Below are 16614 nucleotides of genomic sequence, written 5' to 3'. Positions count from 1 at the left end.
GTGAAGAGGTCCCTTCACCCGCCCCGGAGGAGCGCATGACCACCCCCGACCTCGCCCGGCCCAAACACAGCTGGCGCTCGATCCTCGTCTGGACCGCGATCTCCATCGCAGGCGCCGTGGCCTGGGGCATCGTGGCCCTCGCGCGCGGCGAGGAGATCTCCGCGATCTGGCTCGTCGTCGCCGCCCTCGGCTCCTACGCCATCGGCTACCGCTTCTACGCCCAGTTCATCGCCCGCAAAGTCCTCAAAGTCGACGACACGCGGGCCACGCCCGCCGAACGCCTCGACGACGGCGTGGACTTCCAGCCCACCGACCGCCGCGTCCTCTTGGGCCACCACTTCGCGGCCATCGCAGGCGCCGGACCGCTGGTCGGCCCCGTGCTCGCGGCACAGATGGGCTACCTGCCCGGCACGATGTGGATCATCATCGGCGTCATCTTCGCCGGGGCCGTCCAGGACATGGTCGTGCTGTTCATCTCCATGCGCCGCAACGGAAGGAGCCTGGGCCAACTCGCCCGCGACGAGATCGGCCCGGTCGGCGGCGCGGCCGCGCTCATCGGCGTCTTCACCATCATGATCATCCTGCTCGCGGTGCTCGCGCTCGTGGTGGTCAACGCGCTGGCCGAATCGCCCTGGGGCACGTTCTCGATCGCGATGACCATCCCGATCGCGCTGTTCATGGGCTTCTACCTGCGGACACTGCGGCCCGGCCGAGTGATCGAGACGAGCCTCATCGGGGTCGCGCTGCTGCTGTTCGCGATCGTGGCCGGCGGCTGGGTCCAGGCCTCCTCGTGGGCCGACACGTTCACGCTCAGCCCCCAGACGCTCGTGTTCTGCCTGGTGATCTACGGTTTCGTGGCCGCGGTGCTGCCGGTGTGGATGCTGCTCGCGCCGCGGGACTACCTCTCCACGTTCATGAAGATCGGGACGATCGCGCTGCTCGCGATCGGGGTCATCATCGTCTCGCCCACGCTCCAGACCGAGGCGATCACCGACTTCGCCTCCAGCGGCCTGGGACCGGTCTTCTCCGGGAAGCTGTTCCCGTTCGTGTTCATCACGATCGCGTGCGGCGCCCTGTCGGGATTCCACGCGCTCATCGCCTCGGGCACCACTCCGAAGATGATCCAGAAGGAGTCGCAGGTCCGCATGATCGGATACGGCGCCATGCTGATGGAGTCGTTCGTGGCCATCATGGCCCTGATCGCCGCGTGCATCCTCGACCCCGGCCTCTACTACGCGATGAACGCCCCGGCGGGCGTCCTGGGCACCACAGTGGAGTCCGCGTCGAGCGCGGTCGCGAACCTCGGGTTCACGATCAGTCCGCAGGACCTGCAAGCCGCGGCCGACGCGGTCGGCGAGGAGTCCCTGGTGGCCCGCACCGGCGGCGCGCCGACGCTCGCGGTGGGCATGTCCGAAATCTTGTCCTCGGTCTTCGGAGGCGATGCGCTCAAGGCCTTCTGGTACCACTTCGCGATCATGTTCGAGGCCCTGTTCATCCTGACCACAGTGGACGCGGGCACTCGCGTGGGCCGCTTCATGCTCCAGGACACCCTCGGCAACGTGTGGAAGCCGCTCGGCCGCGTCGGCTGGAAGCCCGGCATCTGGGCCACCAGCGCGATCGTGGTCGCCGCGTGGGGCTACTTCCTCTACGCGGGCGTGAACGACCCGCTCGGCGGGATCAACCAGCTGTTCCCGCTCTTCGGCATCGCGAACCAGCTGCTCGCCGCGATCGCGCTGACCGTGGCCACCACGGTGCTGGTCAAGAGCGGGCGCCTGAAATGGGCCTGGGTCACCGCCGTCCCGCTCGCGTGGACCGCGGTCGTGACGCTGACCGCGAGCTGGCAGAAGGTCTTCTCCGAGGACCCGCGCATCGGCTTCTTCGCGCAGCGCGAACGCTACGCCGAAGCGCTCGACCGGGGCGAGGTCATCGCCCCGGCGAAGGACCTCGACCAGATGCAGACCGTGGTGGTCAACTCCACGGTGGACGGTGTGCTCGCGGCGTTCTTCGCGCTCCTGGTCGTGATCGTGATCCTCAACGCGGCCTTGGTCTGCTGGCGCGCCATCCGCGCTCCCGAACCGCTGCCCTCGACCGAGGCCCCCTACGTCGAGTCGCGCCTCCTGGTCACCACCGGCCGCCGCTCGGGCGGCCCCGACACCGAGGCGGACCGCGAATGACCCGACTCTATGCGCGGATTCGCTGGTACCTGCGGGAACTCACCGGCGAATCCGCGTACGACCGCTACCTCGCCCGCCACGCCCGAACCCACCCGGGCGCAGATCCCCTGTCCCGCCGCGACTTCGAACACCGCCGAACCGACAGGGCCGACACCCACCCGACCTCACGCTGCTGCTGAAATCCCGGGCCGGAACCCCGGCCCGGGAGCGCGCGGGCTTGACGAAAGTGTCCTCGAGCCGGACCCCCGGCCCGGGAGCGCGGCATTCACGAATGCGAGCCCCGGGCCGGTTCTCCGGCCCGGGGCCCGGCCCGGACTAGGATCGCGCGCATGCTTCACGAATACCGAACCGCCCCGGTCGCCGAGCTCTACGCCCGGTTCGCCGCGGTCGAGGCACGCGGCGTCTCGCCGCTGTACGAGGCCCTGGCGTCCGGCGTGTCCGAGGACGGCGAGGTCTGCGACCACATCGCCGGACTGCCCGACCAGAAACGCCAACCGAACCTCGTCTTCGCCGCGTCCCGCCACCTCGGCGCCCCCGTCGACGACTACGGGCAGTGGCGCGAGTGGATCCTCGCGCACTGGGACAGCGTGGTTCCCGTTGCGATGGAACGGTTCACGCAGACGAACGAAGCGGCCCGCTGCGCGACGCTGCTCCCGGCGCTGGCCGAGATCGAAGGCCCGATCGCGCTCCTGGAGGTCGGCGCCTCGGCGGGCCTGTGCCTCTACCCGGACCGCTACAGCTACGCCTACCAGACCCCTTCGGGCACCGTCACCCTCGACCCGGAGACCGGCCCAAGCCCGGTGCTTCTCGAATGCGAACTGCGCGGCTCGCCCGCCCCGACCAGCCTCCCGAACGTGGTGTGGCGCGCCGGCATCGACCGCAACCCCCTCGACGCCACCGACCCCGACACGCGCTCGTGGCTCGAAACCCTCGTCTGGCCCGAACACCACGACCGCCGCACCCGAATCGCCGAGGCCGCCGCGATCGCCGCCGAAGATCCACCGCACCTGGTGACCGCCGACCTGAACGAAGCCCTCCCAACCCTCGCCGCCTCGGCCCCACCGGACGCCCACCTCGTGGTCTTCCACTCGGCAGTCCTCGCCTACCTCCCGAAGGACGCCCGCACCCAGTTCCGCGACACCGTCACCTCCCTCGACTGCACCTGGATCAGCAACGAAAGCCCCGGCGTCTTCCCCGAAACCACAGCGCCGCACCAAACCGAAGCCGGCTCCTTCACCCTCACCGTGAACGGCACCCCAAAAGCCCAAACCCACCCCCACGGCCGCACCTACACGGCGCTCCGAAATCCAACCTGACCCATCCACTCCTGCTCTGTAACCGACACCCCTCCAAGGGAAGAGCGGCCGCTCGCTATAACTGAGGGATGCCCCTCAACCTTCCCCAGATCAAGCGCACGGTAGTCACTGCGCTCAGACGAATCACGGACTTCGTCTTCGGTCCTGCCGACAGAGGCGACTTCAATCCGAAGCGGGCTGCGGCTGACCGGTGGGTTCGTCGGAAACTGCAATATGCACGGGCGGAGTGGAAAATTCCTGCTAAGGCGGGATCCGCCGAGGGGAAATCAGAGGACGCCGGTGCCAAGTCTGAGCGTGTCCCATATTCCTTCAATGCAGTGGCCGAGTGGACCTTGACTGCATCGAACCGCAAGAAACTGGAGCCGGTCGTTCGGCAGTGTGCCATTTGGATCGCTGTTACTGAGAAGAGGTGGCTTACCTTCATTGGTCGAGGTTTGGGGATTGCCATATTCCTCCTTATTCTAATTGCCCCTATTTATATCGTCTCGAATTTTATTTCACGATTCGAGTATCTTTCTGGGCATGATCTTCTGGCGGTATTCTTCGGTCAGTTCGGATTCATGACCGCTGCCACAATACCATTTATGCTCAGGCCATTCGATTCTGTTGCGTTGCGACAATTGATCCTTGTGTCAGTTTTCTATATTTTCTTCATGTCTATTGTTATGTCGTTCGGGGACTCATCTTATCGCGGGGATATAATACAAGCGTCATTGGTTGCAGCGGCCATTATGATCGGGATGATCTTGCTGATCGCGGTGGTTATGTACGTGTTCGAGTTCGTACTCGACCTTCCGCCCAACGGGCGGCTGCTGTCGGTGAAACCTGCGTCAGACATCATCATCTGGGACTTGTATTGGATGCTCGCAACCTGCTGGTACGTACGCAACTCCTGCACGCAGCGATCGGCTCGAATGCGCCTGCTCCGGACTGCTTCTAGGACGCATGCGCTGCTCCTTCGCCGAGCGAGGCGCGCGTATGGGCCGGTGCAGCTGCGGCGGATCGATCGCGTTGTCACGGCAAATCGCTACAGGTCCGCCGCCGAATACATGAAGAATTCCGTCCAGCGCATCGCGGACATGCGTGATCGCAACGATTTCAACGAGCTGGTGCGGGACCTCGGACACACCATGGTCGCTGTCAGCGAAGAACGCTGGGAAGAACTTCCGAAACCCGCCCCCGTCTCCGCCTCATCGAAGATCCGTGGACTTCTGGGCCGTTTGGCTGGCCCGCTGTCGTACGTGGCCCTGGCTCTGGCGCTACCCTACTTCCCGCTCCTGCCGCTGGAAGAAGGCCAGCTCAACTCGGTTCGATTCCTGCTCCTCGGCATGGCCGCGCTCGCGCTGATGCCCATCGGCCTTGACTCCAGGAGACAGGTGACCGACCTGCTCCAGTCTCACGGTATCGCTGGCCGCTAGCCGTGTACGGGCGCCATAGGACCTGGAGAAGGTCGAAGCGGTCGTGGAACGGCAAGCCCGGCACATTGCGTGTGAGCAGCTGGGCTACAGGGAGGAGCGACACCTCTGCGGTGCTGAACTCGTCTCGCCAGGGATCGCCGCGCTCGGGGTGTATACCGCTCGGAAACCAGCAACGCCGTACGACAAGAAGCCGGTCGGCAACGATCGGCTTTTCTGTGTCTACTCCCTGCCTCTTCGTCTTGCCAGTTGACTAGGGCGAGGTCTGGTGGAGGTTGTTGAGGGTTTGCATTTCCTCGGGGCTGAGGTGGAGGGTTCCGGCGCTGATGTTGTCGACTAGGTGGTCGGGGTCGCCGGTGCCGGGGATTGCCAGGAGGTGGGGCCAGCGTTGCAGGGCCCAGGCGAGGCGGACTTGGGCGGTGCTCACGCCGTGTGCGTGGGCGATCGCGGTGACCGCGTCGGGCTGGGCGCCGCTCGCCCCTGCTTCGCGGCCGGCGCCGGCGATGGCGAAGAACGGGACGAACGCGATGCCCCGATCCCGGCATGAGGCCACGAACTCGTCCTGCTTGGCGCGGTAGCCCAGCCCGTACGAGTTCTGCACGCATACGACCGGTGCGATGGCCGCGGCCTCGTCGAAGTGCTCGGGTCGCACGTTCGAGAGCCCGAGGTTGCGGATCAGACCCGCGTCGCGCAGCTCGGCCAGCGCCCCGAAGTGCTCGGCGATCGACCCCGGCCCGCCGACCCGCAGGTTCACCAGGTCGAGCTGGTCGAGCCCGAGTTGGCGCAGGTTCTCCTCGACCTGCCCGCGCAGCTGCCCCGGCTCGGCCATCGGCATCCACGCGCCGGACGTGTCGCGCGCGGGCCCCACCTTGGTCGCGATCACCAGGTCTTCGGGGTAGGGCTGCAACGCGTGGTTGATGAGCTCGTTCGCCGATCGCGTACTGGAGAAGTAGAACGCGGCGGTGTCGATGTGGTTGACCCCCAACGCGACCGCGCGCCGCAACACGGCGACGGCCTGTTCCCGACCCCGTGGCCGGGCCCCGGCAGCGAACGCCTCCCCGGTCTGCGGCAACCGCATCGCCCCGAATCCGATCCGGTTGACGACCCGATCCCCGAGTGTCCAAGTCCCGGCCGAAGCGGCATGATCGAAACCCGTAGTCACAGCCGAAGCGCTCCTGTTCTCGCCTGGTCGCGGAAACGCAGAAAGGCCGGTCCCGGACCGGCCTTTCTGGTGTGGCTCCCCAACTTGGACTCGAACCAAGAACCTGCCGATTAACAGTCGGCTGCTCTGCCAATTGAGCTATTGGGGAAGGGGTTCGGGGCTGGCGTTTCGCCGTGCGAACCGGGTATGACAGTACAGGACTGGCGGGTGGGGGCGCCAGCGGGGTGGGGGTGAGGTGGAGCGCGGAGGAGAGGCGGGTGCGGCGGGTTTGCGTCTTGGTGCAGCGGGGCATCCGTTCATGAGGCAGAATGGCCGCTGTGTGCGGCAACGCACAGTGATCTTGAGAGCACAGTGACAACCGAGGCATTCGGCCCGCGGGTCGGCCGGGGGAGGCAAGTATGCGGAAGTGGTATCTCGTAGCCGGGTTCGCGGTCGGGTACATCCTGGGAGCGAAGGCCGGCCGGGAGCGGTACGACCAGATCGTCGACTACACCCGCCGGGTGACCGGCAACGACACCGTGCAGTCGGTGGCGTCGTCAGTTCGCTCACAGGCGGGCAAGGCCGCGAACGCGGCGCAGGACAAGATCAAGGGCACCAAGTTCGGCGACATCATCGAGAACTTCACCACGAGTGCCGACGAGCCCCCCAAGGCCGAGCCTTGGGACTCCGCCGGGGTCACCACCCCCGCGCGCAGCGACCGTGCGATCCGCGAGGACGCCCCCGGGTTCTGAGCAGACGCCGACGGCGGGCCGGAAGACCGGTCCGCCGTCGGCGTGTCCAGCGGCTTGCGCGCGACTCCATTAGGCCAGTCGAGCTCCGAGCGCCTCCCTGACGTCGGTCGAGCCGCGCCGCTACGACCGGTCGAGTTCCGCGCTCAGCGGCAGGTCGCCCACGTTCCGGCCCGCTTTCGCCGTCCATGTGCCCTTGACCGTCTGCCACCCGTCGGCCCAGACCTGGAACGAGCGCTCCTCCAGCGGCACCAGCACCTCGACCGTCTCACCGGGCTCGGCGCCGATCGCCGCGAAGCCCGCCAGGCGGTGCTTCTCGACACCGTCCGCATCGGCGGCCAAGTACACCTGGACCACCTCGCGCCCCGCCCGCTCCCCGGTGTTGCGGACCCTGACGCGGACCGCGCCCGCCTCGGCCTCGATCGACTCGTACGACCACTCGGTGTACGAGAGCCCGTGCCCGAACCAGAACGCCGGCTCGACCGTGCCGCGCCGCTCCCAGGCCCGGTAGCCGATGAAGATCCCCTCGTCGTAGTGCAGTTTCCCGTCCGCGTCCGGGACGACGTCGCTCACCGGGGCGTCTTCCAGGGTCTTCGGCCAGGTCGTGGTGAGCCGCCCGCCCGGTTCGGCCCCGAGGAGCACCTCCGCGAGAGCGCCGCCGCCCTCTTGCCCCGGGAACCACGTGAGCAGGATCGCGGCGACCTCGTCGGCCCACGGCATCTCGACCGGGGAACCGGTGTTGACCACCACGACCGTGTTCGGATTCGCCGCCGCGACGGCCGCGACCAGTTCGTCCTGGCGGCCGGGAAGCCGCAGGTCGGGCCGGTCGAAGCCTTCCGACTCGGTGAGGTCGGTCGTGGAGACCACCACGACCGCCACTTCGGCGTCGCGGGCGGCCTCGACCGCTTCGGCGATGAGCCGGTCCTCGTCGGGGCGCGGCCCGGTGTGCATGAGCCCGAACAGGACCGAGGGCGGGAACCCGGGCGGGAACGCGAACGGCGTGAATTCCAGCCGCACCGGGATCACCTGCCCCGCTTCGAGGAACAGCGTGGCCTGCTCGACCCCGGCCCCGAAGAACGCCTCGAACGGGTCCTCGCCCGAGTACGGCTGGTCGCCCTCGAAGACCACTTCGCCGCCGATCACGAGCCGGTGGCTGCCGTTGCCCCTGGTCCCGAACACGTGCTCCCCGGTCTCGGTGACCGTGAACTCGCCCTCCAGGATCGCGCGGTCGAAGTCGGCGGTGTCCTCGATCCCCGGCACGTACCCCATCCACTTGACGTCGCCCCCGGCGAGCGGCTCGGGCGCGAGCTCGGTGCCGTCGACGTGTACGGGCCGGACGGTCAGGTCGAAGCCGCCCCGGGCCGCGAGGATCCGCTCGAACAGGTCCACCCCCTGCGCGTACACGACCCCCTCGCCGAGCGCCTCGCGCAGCCCTTCGAGCGGCGAGACCACGTGCTCGGGGAACACCGTGGCCGACCCGCCGCCGAGCACCCGGGCCTCGGCCGCGGCCGGGCCGATGAGCGCGACCTTCGCGTCGGGGCGCAGCGGCAGGACCGGCGTCCCGGCGGGCGCGAGCCGGGCGATCCCGTCGGCCTGCAACGGCAGGACCGGGACGCCGGAGAGCGCGTTGACCGCGAGCGGTACCTCCTCCGAAGCGGCGGGCGCGTCGTTCTTGGCGAGCACGAACGAGCGGCGCGCGATCTCCCGCAGCAGCGCCCGTGGGTCCTCGTCCCCTTGCGCCGCAACGACCACCGGCTCCACGCCTTCCAGCGCCCCGACCCGGGCCGCGAGCAGGAGCAGCCTGCGCACCGCCGCGTCCACGTCCGCCTCCGAGGCCCGCCCCTCGCGCACCGCGGTCGCCAGCGCCTCGCCGTAGACCGTCAGCGGCCCCGGCATCGCCAGGTCGAGCCCGGCCTCGACGTCCTCGACCGTGTGCCGCGCCGCGCCCCAGTCGGAGATGTTGAACCCCTCGAACCCGAACTCGTCGCGCAGGACCGACATGAGGCCCCGGTGCGCGGTCATCGTGGTCCCGTTGACCGAGTTGTACGCGGTCATGACCCCCCACGGCCGCACCGCTTCGGTGATCATCTCGAAGGGCCGCAGGTACATCTCGCGCAGCGTGCGCTCGTCGATGACGTTGTCGACGGTGAACCGGTCGGTCTCGGCGTCGTTCGCCACGTAGTGCTTCATCGTGGTGCCCACGCCGCACTCCTGCACCCCGGCCACGTACGCCTGCCCGATGCGCCCGGTCAGGTACGGGTCCTCGCTGAACGCCTCGAAGTGCCGCCCGCCCAGCGGCGAGCGGTGCAGGTTGATCGTGGGCGCCAGCAGCACGTCCACGTCCTTGCGGCGGCACTCGGCCGCCAGCAGGTTCCCGATGCGGCGCACCAGGTCCGGGTCCCACGACGCGGCCTGCGCGGTCGGGCTCGGCAGGGCCAGGGACGGGTCGGCGGCACTCCAGAAGCGCCCCCGCACCCCGATCGGCCCGTCCGACACGGTCATCGACCGCAGTCCCGCCTCAGGGACCGCGACGGTGCGCCACATGTCCCTGCCGGCCAGCAGTTCGGCCTTCGCGTCAAGGTCGAGTCGCCCCAAGGCGGCCTCCACGGCCGCCGCGTACTCCGGCCGGTCGGCCGGGACGGTCCATTCGCTCACAGGCTCGCTCCGTTCTCTCGTGAAGGGAGTCAAGCACCATTCCCGAGTAAGCGGTAGGCCCTGATACCGAATCGTGATTCTCTATGCTGAGGCACCGACCCGCGACCGAGAGGCGGCCCATGTCCACCCAGCCCGGGACCCGGCACAACGCCCGAGGTCAGGCCCGCCGCGAGGAGATCGTGCGTGCCGCCATCGAGGTCATCGGCGAGCGCGGCTACCGCGGCGCGAGCCTCGCCGTCGTCGCCGAGAAGGCCGGCCTGACCCAGCAGGGCCTCCTGCACTACTTCCCCCGCAAGGAAGACCTGCTCATCGGGGTGCTGCAACTGCGCGAACGCTGGGACACCGGCGGACGGGACATCATCGCCGAGCCGATGACGATGTCGGCCACCGCGGGCGTGGTCGAGGCCAATGCCCACCGCGAGGCCATCGTCCGCACCTTCTCGGCGCTCCTGGGCGAATCGGTCACCGAGGACCACCCCGCCTCGGACTACTTCAAACAGCGCTACCGCCGCGTGCGGGAGGCGATCGCCGCGACGCTGCGCCACGAATGGGGTGACCGCCTCCCGTCCGGGCTCACCCCGGAGGAGGTCGCGCCGCTCTTGGTCGCGATCATGGACGGGCTCCAATTCCAATGGCTCCACGAACCGGAGAACTTCGACATGCCCGCCGCCTTCCGCGCCTTCGTGCGCCTCCTCGACCCCGAAGCCGAGACGGGCCGATGACCCTCCCCGCGCTCGCCGCGCTCGCCTGCCCCAACTGCGGCCAGGCCCTCGACCAGGCCGACCGCCGCCTCTCCTGCCCCGAAGGGCATTCGTTCGACCTCGCCAAGCAGGGCTACGCGCCGCTGCTGGCCCCCGGCTCGAACGCCACCACCGGCGACACCGCCGACCAGGTCGCCGCCCGCGAGGACTTCCTGTCCTCGGGCGTCTACGACCCGCTCATCGACGCCGTGGCCGCGGCCGCCCGGACCGACGCGCCCGGCGTCGTGGTCGAACCCGGTTGCGGCACCGGCCATTACCTCGCCGCCGCTCTGGCAGACGGCCGTGAAGGCATCGGCCTCGACACCTCGAAGTACGCGCTGCGCCGCTGCGCCAAGCGCGAGACGGGACCGCGGCGAGCCCCCGGAACTCAAGGGGGACTCGCCGCGGTGCTCGCCGACGCGTGGAACCGGATGCCGGTACGCGCAGGCGCCGCCGCCGCGGTCCTCAACGTCTTCGCTCCCCGCAACGCCGACGAGATCGCGCGCATCCTTCACCCCGAAGGCGTGCTGGTGGTCCTGACCCCCCGCCAGGACCACCTGCGCGAACTCGTCGACGCCTTGGACTTGCTGAGCGTCGACCCCGAGAAATCGCAGCGGACCGCCGACCAGCTCGGTTCGGTGTTCGAAGCCGAGCCGGCCGACGAGATCGGTTATGCCGTCGAACTGGGCCACGAGCAGGTGCGCCTGCTCGTCGGCATGGGCCCCAGCGCCCGCCACCACGACGGCGCCGCCCTGGACGCGGCCGTGGCGGCGCTCCCGGAGACCGTCCGAGTGACCGTGGCGGCCACCGTGACCCGCTGGCGCGCGAAACGCTGAGAGCGGCCTGCGGACCGACGCTCCGCGACGCCTTTACGGCCTGGTGCTCCGGGGCGACGAGTGCCTTTCTTCGAGCACTTGTCCTCCTTTGTCATGACCAGTACGGTACGAGGAATCACCCCTGAACCGGCTGGAGATGAGATCAGTGTTCGATGAGAAGCGCGCGACGCGCCGCGGCCTCGCCTTCGGCGCGGCCGGGCTGTTCGCGCTGAGCGCGTGCGGCACCGGCGACGCCGCGGCCGAAGAGCGCGTGACCGTCCCCGAAGACGCCGAGGTCGAACAGCTCCGCGTCGAGGTCCTCGACACCTTCGACCATGACCCGGGCTCCTTCACCCAAGGCCTCGAAGTCGCCGAGCACCCCGAGTTCGGCACCGTGTTCTACGAGAGCGCCGGACTCTACGGCGAATCGGACGCGCGCATCGTCGACCCCGGCACCGGCGAAGTGCTCGCGTCCCAGGACCTCCCCGCGGACCTGTTCGCCGAGGGCCTCACCCTCACCGACACCGACCTGTGGCAGATCACCTGGCAGGAGGGCGCGGCCCTGCGAAGGGACCCGGTCACCCTCGACGTGGTCGAGACCGTCGCCTACGAAGGCGAAGGCTGGGGCATCTGCTCGCTGGACCAATTTACGGCTCCCAAGGTCGCCGAGGCTGGCACCCAATTGATCATGAGCGACGGCTCGTCCACGCTCACCTTCCGCGACCCGGTCACCTTCGCCCCCAACGGAACCGTTGAAGTGACGCTCGACGGCGAACCGGTCTCCCAGATCAACGAGCTCGAATGCGTCGGCGGCCAGGTCTGGGCCAACCTCTGGCTCACCGACCAGATCGTGCGCATCGACCCGGCCACCGGCGAGGTCGGCGCGGTCGTGGACGCGGCCGGGCTGCTCAGCGCCGAGGACTCACCGGGCGCCGACGTCCTCAACGGCATCGCCGCAGGCCCCGACGAAGGCACGTTCTACGTCACCGGCAAGCACTGGCCGAAACTGTTCCTGGTGCGATTCGTCCCCTGACGCGCGCAAATCCGTTGCCGCCTCGGGTCCGGTGTGGCAGCGTTGCCGCTCGTGACTCCCCAGATCAGCACCGAACGCCTCGTGCTCGAACCCTATGTCCCCGCCGACGAAGAGGCCTTCGTGGCGCTCTTCGGCGACGACCGCGTCTCCCAGTGGATGGGCGACGGACCCGAGCCCGAGGAGCAGACCCGCGCGCTGTTCGGCCGGATCTTCACCAAGGTCTACGCGGAGCACAAGTTCGACGTGTGGGCCGTGCGCGAGGACGGCCGCCTGGTCGGCCACGCCGAGATCAAGCACGTCGAGGACACCGGCGGCCACGAGTTGATCTACGCGCTGGCGTACGAGGCCTGGGGCCGGGGCCTGGGCACCGAGGTGGCGAACGCGATCATCGCGTACGGCTTCGACGAGCTCGGCCTGAGCGAGGTCCACGCGACCGTGGCCGCCCCGAACGAGGCGTCCCTCAAGGTCATGGGCAAGCTCGGCTTCGTTCACGTGAGGGACAAGACCGAGGACGACGGGAGCACCACTCGCGTCCTGACGCTCGCCAAGCCCGAGGCCTGACCGCTTCGGCCGCAACGGATTTCGGTGCACAGTAGGCAGTCGGTGACGAATCGGTAATTGCGCGGCTGGTGCGGCTGCGCCATGATGTGCGCATGGCCATCACACCCCTTGACCGATTGCTGGAGTACAAGATGCACCTCTTGACGGACTCCCGGCAGCCCCGCGTCTTCGCCACCTGGTGGCAGGACCTCGCCACCGCGGGCTTCGCCACCTGGTTCTTCGCCGGTCTGGCGCTGTCTGTGAACGCCCGCGCGCGCGGCTGGGAGGACGGGTTCCTCACCTGGCCGCACCTGGTGTTCTTCATGGGCTTCCTGGCCACCGCGGCCTGGATCGCGTGGATCCTGGTGCGCGCGCATCGAGGCGACGGCCGCACCGGGGCCTCGGCGGTGCCGCACGGCTACGGGCCCGCGATCGTGGGCGCGCCGCTGTTCGTCGTCGCCGGGCTCGCCGATCTGCTGTGGCACCAGGTCCTCGGCTCCCAGTCCGCGTTCGCCTCCCTCTTGAGCCCCACCCATCTCGTGCTCATCGCCGCGGCGGTGTTGATCGCGGGCGCGCCTTGGCTCTCGGCCTGGAGGCGCCAGGCCCTCGGCGTCGACCCCGAGTCGATCCCGCTCGAAGCCCGCATGGCCGCGCCCGCGCTGTCGCTGGGCCTGGTCGTGGCGGCGCTCGTCTTGTTCCTCAACTACCTCGTGCCGTACGCGGGCACGCCCGCCGCCACCGCCCTGATGCTGGAGACCGACGTGCCGATCCCGGTGGCGGGCATGGTGTTCACCACCGTGTTCACGCTGGCCCTGGTGCTGTTGGTCTCGGGCCGTTTCCGGCTTCCGACCGGGTTCTTCACCGTCGCCCTCGCGCCCGCGGCCCTCATGTGCGCGGCGCTGACCGGGTTCGAGAACGGCCCGTACGTGTGGGTCTTCATCGTCTCGGGCGCGTGGCTCGACTTCCTGGTGTGGACGATCCGGCCCGAGCTCCGTCGCCGCCGCGATCTCCTGGTGTTCGCCGGGGCCTGGGCGCTGCCGGTGTGGGCCGGGTTCCTCATCGCGACCGGTTCGGCCACCGACACGTGGCCGGTGGCCGAGATCGGGATCGGCGCTCCGGTCGTGGCCGCCGTGGCCGGGGCCCTGTTCATGCTGGTGGTCCAGCCCGAGCAGCGCCGCGAGCCGCGCAGCGTCCCGGTCGAGCCCTCGCCGTTCGACGACGTGATCGCCCGCGCGAAGGCCATGACCGCGAACAAGTCCGAATCGCAGTAGCGGTCGGCCGCCTCGGCGGCCGACCCTCACTTCCTCAGCGCCGCAAGGCTCGCGCTCATCAGCTCCTCGCCGATGAGCGACGTGCTCGTACCTTCGGTGCGGCACGCGTACGCGCCCGAGACGCGCCCGGCGTCGATCGCCTGCGCGAGGTCCAGGCCCTTGCTCCGGGCCCACAGGAGCCCTGAGACGAACGCGTCGCCCGCCCCGTTCGAGTCCACAGGGGACCAGTCGGCCCATTCGGGGGACACCGCCCCGAGCTCGGAGACCGGCTCGATGGCGTCGTAGCGCTCAAGGGCCCCTTCGCGTTCGAGCACGTACCCGCCGTGCTCGCCGTCGGTCGCGATCACGACCGAGGCCCGACCGTGGTCGACGATCCACCGCATGGCCTTCTCGGGGTTCGAGCCGAGCCGCGCGGCCGAGAGCGTCACCAGGTCGGCCCGCAGCGCGAACGCCTTCTGGTGCTCGGCCTCGCCGTCCCAGCCGTGCAGGTCGGTCGAGACGGTCACGCCCTCGGGGATCGCCTCCAGCACGTCCCGGGTGTGGTTCGGGATCGACACGTGGACGTGCTTCGCCTCGGCCACATGCGGTCCGAAGAACGCGGCGGGCATGCGCAGCTCGGGGTCGTGCCGGTAGTCGTAGAACGAGAACCGCCGCCCGCCCGCGTCGACCAGGTTCACCGACCGCGACGTCCCGTTGGGGGAGATCAGGTACCGGAAGTCCAGCCCGTGCCTCTCGTAGTGGCGCTTGACGAGCGCGCCCTGCTCGTCCTCGCCGATGTAGTCGATGAACCGGGTGTCGAGGCCCAGGTGCAGGCAGCCGAGCGCGACGCCGTTGCCGGTGTGCGCCACGTAGTCGCGGATCGGTTCGACACCGAGCGAGTCGCCCTCGCCGATGGCGAGCTCGGGGACGCGCACGATGGTGTCGACGCCGACGCCGCCGACGACCAGGATGTCCAGCATGGTGTTGCATCTCCTGAAAGAAGTTTTCTGAGGTTTGGAATCCCTTGCGAGAGCAACCCTAAGGCGGTGACTGTGCGAGGGTCAAGACCGAATTCTCACGCAAGAGGAGCGGCAATGGTCAAGCTTGCGATCATCCACTATTCGCAGACCGGGAACGTGTACGAGATGGCCAAGACGGCCGCGCGGGAAGGCGAGGACGCCGGCGCCGAAGTGCGCCTGCGCAAGGTCAAGGAACTCGCGCCGCCCGAGGCGATCGCCTCGAACGAGGCCTGGGCCAATCACCACGAGGCCTCGGCGAAAATCGAGGAGGCCACCCTGGACGACCTCGACTGGGCCGACGCGGTCCTGTGGGGCACCCCCACCCGCTACGGGCTCCCCACCGCCCAGATCAAGCAGTTCATCGACACCACCGGGCCCCTGTGGCAGCAGGGCAAACTCGTCGACAAGGTCATGTCCACCTTCACCTCGACCCAGACCAGCCACGGCGGCCAGGAGTCGACCATCCTCGCGCTGAACAACACCTTCTACCACTGGGGCGCGATCATCGTCAGCCCCGGCTACACCGACCCCCTCCAGTTCGACCTCGACATCGGCAACCCCTACGGCGCCAGCCACATCGGAGGAAAAGGCCCGGTGGGGGAGAAGAACCGCGTCGCGGTCGCGATCCAGACCAAGCGCGTGGTCGCCGTCGCCCGCAGGCTCTTCGGCTGAACGCATCGAAGGCCGGGACCCGCTGGGCCCCGGCCTTCTCCGTGCTCAGACCACCGGCGGGTTGACCCGCGCGAAGCCCTCCTGGCGCTCGTACGGGTAGTACGGATACGGCGCGGGCTTCGCACTCGCCTTGTCGAGCCGCGCGACCTGCTCGGCGTCGAGCTCCCAGCCGACCGCGCCGAGGTTCTGCTCCAGCTGGCGCTCGTCGCGGGCCCCGATGATCACCGACGCGACGGTGGGGCGGCGCAGGAGCCAGTTGATCGCGATCTGCGGCACGGTCTTCCCGGTCTCAGCGCTGATCTCCTCCAGCGCGTCCACGACCCGGTACAGCGCCTCGTCCTCGACCGGCGGCCCGAACTCGGCGGTCTGGTGGAGGCGGCTGCCCGCGGGGATCGGCTCCCCGCGCCGGATCTTCCCGGTCAGGCGCCCCCAGCCCAGCGGGCTCCACGTCAAAGCCCCGACGCCCTGGTCGAGGCCCAGCGGCATGAGCTCCCACTCGTAGTCGCGGCCCACGAGCGAGTAGTACACCTGATGGGCCGCGAACTGGGTCCGCCCGTCGCGGTCGGCCGCATCCAGGGCCTTCATGAGCTGCCATCCTGCGTAGTTGGAGGCCCCGGTGTAGCGGATCTTGCCCGCCCGCACCAGGTCGTCCAGCACCGCGAGCGTCTCCTCGACTGGAGTCCGGGCGTCGAAGGCGTGCAACTGGAACAGGTCGATGTAGTCCGTCCCCAGGCGCCGCAGCGCGTCCTCGACGGCCCGCAGCAGATGCTGCCGCGAGGCCCCGGCCTCGTTCGGGCCCTCGCCGACCGGGAGCCCGGCCTTGGTCGAGACGAGCACGCGGTCCCGGCGCCCCTTCAGGGCCGCGCCGAGGACTTCCTCTGAAGCGCCCTCGGAGTACACGTCGGCGGAGTCGAACATCGTGACTCCGGCGTCGATCGCCATGTCGACCATGCGGCGGGCCCCTTCGACCCCGATGGTGCCCCAGGCGCCGAACAGCGGCCCGGACCCGCCGAAGGTCCCGGCGCCGAAGGACAGGGCGGGCACGTGGAGGCCGGAGCGGCCGAGGCGGCGGTATTCCATGACAGGACCCTTCTA

15 protein-coding genes and 1 tRNA gene are annotated in these 16614 nt (G+C 69.2%); 11 read left to right on the top strand and 5 right to left on the bottom strand.

All coding sequences use genetic code 11. The features are described 5' to 3' along the window. Positions 1-35: 35 nt before the first annotated feature. The 4 genes from AB0B28_RS07265 (at position 36) to AB0B28_RS07250 (ending at position 4908) form a co-directional block, all read left to right on the top strand. A complete protein-coding gene (locus AB0B28_RS07265) occupies positions 36-2174 on the top strand; it encodes a carbon starvation CstA family protein (protein ID WP_360117970.1) in 2139 nt (712 codons plus the stop codon). After that, a complete protein-coding gene (locus AB0B28_RS07260; protein WP_360117967.1) occupies positions 2171-2353 on the top strand; it encodes a YbdD/YjiX family protein in 183 nt (60 codons plus the stop codon). The genes AB0B28_RS07265 and AB0B28_RS07260 overlap by 4 nt, the downstream gene beginning before the upstream one ends. Positions 2354-2503: 150 nt before the next feature. Further along, positions 2504-3490 carry a DUF2332 domain-containing protein gene (locus AB0B28_RS07255; protein WP_360117964.1) on the top strand — a complete coding sequence of 329 codons (987 nt, stop codon included), beginning with the start codon at positions 2504-2506 and terminating at the stop codon, positions 3488-3490. Positions 3491-3558: 68 nt separating this feature from the next. Next, entirely contained in the window at positions 3559-4908 is a 1350-nt protein-coding gene (locus AB0B28_RS07250; protein WP_360117961.1) for a hypothetical protein, read from the top strand. 250 nt (positions 4909-5158) lie between these two features. Here the strand turns inward: AB0B28_RS07250 and AB0B28_RS07245 are convergent, their stop codons facing one another. After that, the gene (locus tag AB0B28_RS07245; protein ID WP_360117958.1) at positions 5159-6067 is read right to left on the bottom strand and encodes an oxidoreductase; all 909 of its coding nucleotides are present in this window, start codon (positions 6065-6067) and stop codon (positions 5159-5161) included. 72 nt (positions 6068-6139) lie between these two features. Then, positions 6140-6215 (bottom strand) — tRNA-Asn (locus AB0B28_RS07240). A gap of 250 nt (positions 6216-6465) precedes the next feature. Here AB0B28_RS07240 and AB0B28_RS07235 point away from each other — a divergent pair. Next, the gene (locus AB0B28_RS07235; RefSeq protein WP_360117955.1) at positions 6466-6798 is read left to right on the top strand and encodes a hypothetical protein; all 333 of its coding nucleotides are present in this window, start codon (positions 6466-6468) and stop codon (positions 6796-6798) included. Positions 6799-6918: 120 nt separating this feature from the next. On the opposite strand, the gene AB0B28_RS07230 is transcribed toward AB0B28_RS07235, so the two are convergent. Then, positions 6919-9450, bottom strand: coding sequence for a glycoside hydrolase family 3 C-terminal domain-containing protein (locus AB0B28_RS07230; protein WP_360117952.1), 2532 nt, complete (start codon positions 9448-9450; stop codon positions 6919-6921). 119 nt (positions 9451-9569) lie between these two features. Between AB0B28_RS07230 and AB0B28_RS07225 the strand changes: the two genes are divergently transcribed. The 5 genes from AB0B28_RS07225 to AB0B28_RS07205 all read left to right on the top strand — a co-directional run bounded on the left by AB0B28_RS07225 (position 9570) and on the right by AB0B28_RS07205 (position 13849). After that, a complete protein-coding gene (locus tag AB0B28_RS07225) occupies positions 9570-10172 on the top strand; it encodes a TetR/AcrR family transcriptional regulator (RefSeq protein ID WP_360117949.1) in 603 nt (200 codons plus the stop codon). Continuing rightward, entirely contained in the window at positions 10169-11026 is an 858-nt protein-coding gene (locus AB0B28_RS07220) for a putative RNA methyltransferase (protein ID WP_360117946.1), read from the top strand. The genes AB0B28_RS07225 and AB0B28_RS07220 overlap by 4 nt, the downstream gene beginning before the upstream one ends. A 145-nt stretch (positions 11027-11171) precedes the next feature. Next, positions 11172-12038 carry a glutaminyl-peptide cyclotransferase gene (locus AB0B28_RS07215; RefSeq protein ID WP_360117943.1) on the top strand — a complete coding sequence of 289 codons (867 nt, stop codon included), beginning with the start codon at positions 11172-11174 and terminating at the stop codon, positions 12036-12038. Between the two features lie 51 nt (positions 12039-12089). Beyond that, the gene (locus AB0B28_RS07210; RefSeq protein WP_360117940.1) at positions 12090-12599 is read left to right on the top strand and encodes a GNAT family N-acetyltransferase; all 510 of its coding nucleotides are present in this window, start codon (positions 12090-12092) and stop codon (positions 12597-12599) included. 92 nt (positions 12600-12691) lie between these two features. Beyond that, on the top strand, positions 12692-13849 hold the full coding sequence (locus AB0B28_RS07205) for a hypothetical protein (RefSeq protein ID WP_360117937.1): 1158 nt from the start codon (positions 12692-12694) through the stop codon (positions 13847-13849). Between the two features lie 26 nt (positions 13850-13875). Here the strand turns inward: AB0B28_RS07205 and AB0B28_RS07200 are convergent, their stop codons facing one another. Continuing rightward, a complete protein-coding gene (locus AB0B28_RS07200) occupies positions 13876-14808 on the bottom strand; it encodes a carbohydrate kinase family protein (RefSeq protein ID WP_360117934.1) in 933 nt (310 codons plus the stop codon). Positions 14809-14922: 114 nt separating this feature from the next. On the opposite strand from AB0B28_RS07200, the gene wrbA reads away from it, so the two are divergent. After that, positions 14923-15519 (top strand): NAD(P)H:quinone oxidoreductase, encoded by a 597-nt coding sequence (gene wrbA / locus AB0B28_RS07195; RefSeq protein WP_360117931.1) that lies wholly within the window; start codon positions 14923-14925, stop codon positions 15517-15519. Between the two features lie 45 nt (positions 15520-15564). Here wrbA and AB0B28_RS07190 read toward each other — a convergent pair whose 3' ends face one another. Continuing rightward, on the bottom strand, positions 15565-16599 hold the full coding sequence (locus tag AB0B28_RS07190; RefSeq protein WP_360117928.1) for an aldo/keto reductase: 1035 nt from the start codon (positions 16597-16599) through the stop codon (positions 15565-15567). Positions 16600-16614: the final 15 nt, after the last annotated feature.

The sequence above is a fragment of the Glycomyces sp. NPDC046736 genome (assembly GCF_040645615.1).
Taxonomy (GTDB): Bacteria; Actinomycetota; Actinomycetes; order Mycobacteriales; family Micromonosporaceae; genus Glycomyces.
The sequence above is the reverse complement of the archived record's forward strand: the minus strand, read 5'-3'. Positions and strand labels throughout refer to the sequence as shown.